Genomic DNA, 2763 nt, shown 5'->3' with positions numbered 1-2763 from the left:
CATATCTTCTACTCCTGATAAATCTCCCGGACGTCCCGAAACTACTGAACCAAAAACAACATCCTGAATATCATTGTAACGAGAAAGTAAATACCCCCAAACCCCTTGAATGAAAATATTCTGGGTAATACCAATATCTTGACATAAACCCTCTAAAGAACTATATAAATCCCCAGAAATCGTAATGGTCTCTAATCCTAAACGATATCCCTGATCTTCAATACCTGAATCTAATTTAAATGGAACTTCAGATAAAGTACTATAACCTGATAAATAATCACGCCAATACGATAAACTAGCTTGTTTATCTACACCTGACAACCAATCTATATAATTTGAATATGGTGTAATCTCTGGTAAAACCGAAACACGAGTATTTTGACTACTATCCAATAGCTCATAAAAATCATTAACCAAAATACTGATACACCAGCCATCCATTAAAATATGATGAAAACTCCAAATAAACTCATATAAGCCTGAACCTAAATCCAGCACTTTTAATCGCATCTGAGATGAACCCTCTAAGTCGAAACCACAATCCCGATCTAAAAGCTTAACCTTTTCAACATAAGATAATACATCTTCGCCTTCGGGAATCTGATCATAACTAAAAGATCCTTCAACATCATTACGGACCACCTGAAGTGGAACACCTCCATAGTCATTCGTAAAACTCGTACGCAAAACAGGATGACGTAATATCAATGACTTGTATGCCTCTTTAACACTTGAGATATCCAAAGATTCAGAACGTAACCTGTAAGATAACTGCTCAAAATACAATGAAGTAGAATTATCTGATAGCCAATGAAAATACATCCCTTCCTGTAATGGGGATAAAGGATAAATATCCTCAACGTTAAAATCCTTGTTGATCGATGATAACTCATCCACTTGTAATCCCTTAAAAGTCAAATCTGATGGAGTAATATAATTTCTCTCTTCTGAAGATAAGGACTCTATAAGATATCTTAAATGATTCTGGTAACTACAACATAACTCCTCTATTGTTGATACATTATAATGGGACTCTGAATATCCAATTGAAATATTTAACTCATCCAAAACTAACATCCCAGAAACTGACAATAACGTATCTGTACCTGTACTATCGGCAACGTCCTCTCCTATATATTCTGAACAATATTCAAAAATAGAATCTCTTGAACCCCCTGCATTACGACCAAAATCTCCTAAATAATTAAAAACAATACCAGGTCTTAAATCTTTCGAAAAACCTGAACCTAAATACTTCAAAATACCGTAACCTATTCCTTTAGTAGGAACATTACGTAAAGATTCTTTCACCTGAATCAAACTTGAAACTGAGCTATCTGATCCTGAAACATCTAAAACAAATGGATATATCGAAGTAAACCATCCAACTGTGCGTGTAATATCTATAGCTTCATACAGATCCTCTCGACCATGACCTTCCATCTTTAAAACACTCTGATCTAATCCTAAAACATCTCGTAAGGCCAATCCTAAACTTGTTAATAAAAGATCATTAATCTCTGTATTATAAACCCCGTGAACTCGAGTCTGCAATAACTCTGTCAGATCCTTGTCTAAAACAAAACCTTCTGTGCCTGTTAATTGAATAACAGATTCTGAACTCTCTTTATCTACAACTAGATCTGGATAAGATCCTGAACAAATTTTATCCCAATAGGAATGCTCCAAAATCATATCACTACTCAAAGCATAATCAGACTGTAAAGACGACCATTGCTGAAATGAATCTGTCTTGAGTGGTAAAACCACTGAATCCGCTTCCAGATATCCTGTATAAAGAGTAGACAAATCTTCTAATAAAATACGCCAAGAAACACCATCAACAACTAAATGATGAACAATCAAAGCTAAACGATCTCCATCTGATAATCTAAAATGACCTACCTTAAGTAATGGACCCTGAGCTAAATCAATACTCGATTGAAGCTCTTGACATAAGGAACCCATAACCGTTAATGCAGAAGACTCCTCGCTAAGGTCATAAAAAGCAAAACTATAATGCTCTTTTGAAACGGGTTGGTTAAACTGATGCCAATCAACTCCTTCTTTTGTATAAACCATACGTAAAGCATCATGATGACTAACTAAAGCATCCAAACTTAAAAGCAATAAATCCTCGGAAAGAGCCGTATTGCTCCGCAATAAAACAGATTGATTAAAATGATGCAAATCCGTTATGGATGGATCGTTGAAAAAATAATGCTGAATAGGTGTTAATCCAACATTACCAACAACTGAAGATTGATCTATTTCTCGGGTATGCTTGTCTAAAAATGGAGATAAATCCTCTAAAACTGAATGTCGAAGAAGCTGATCTACTTTTAAACTATAACCCTGTTGCTTTAAGCGAGAAACAACCTGAATTGATTTTATGGAATCCCCGCCTAGATTATAAAAACTATCCTTAACACTGATCGGACTACGCTGTAAAACTTCTTCCCAAACACCAACTAAAACTCGCTCCTGATCTGTTCGAGGACCTACATAATCCTCCTTTATCATATCTGATTCTAAAACTGAAGGTAAACCTCGGTGATCAACCTTACCATTAGAAGTTAATGGAAGACTATCTAATATAACATAATAACTCGGAAGCATATATTCAGGAAGCTTATCCCGCAAACAATCCTGTAAAGACTTCTTATCTATAGCACGCGAAGAAACAACATAAGCTACTACAACTTTACTCCCAGATATAGTCCTTACCTGAACAACCGCCTGATCGATAATAGACTCTGATAA

Annotated in this window: 1 protein-coding gene; it reads right to left on the bottom strand. The window is 35.4% G+C overall.

The window, feature by feature from the left end; genetic code table 11:
* Window positions 1-2763 (bottom strand): condensation domain-containing protein (locus ACWGOQ_RS24005; protein WP_458202893.1); only part of this gene is annotated, 2763 nt, incomplete at both ends.

Source organism: Aquimarina ulvae (genome assembly GCF_053613295.3).
The sequence above is the reverse complement of the archived record's forward strand: the minus strand, read 5'-3'. Positions and strand labels throughout refer to the sequence as shown.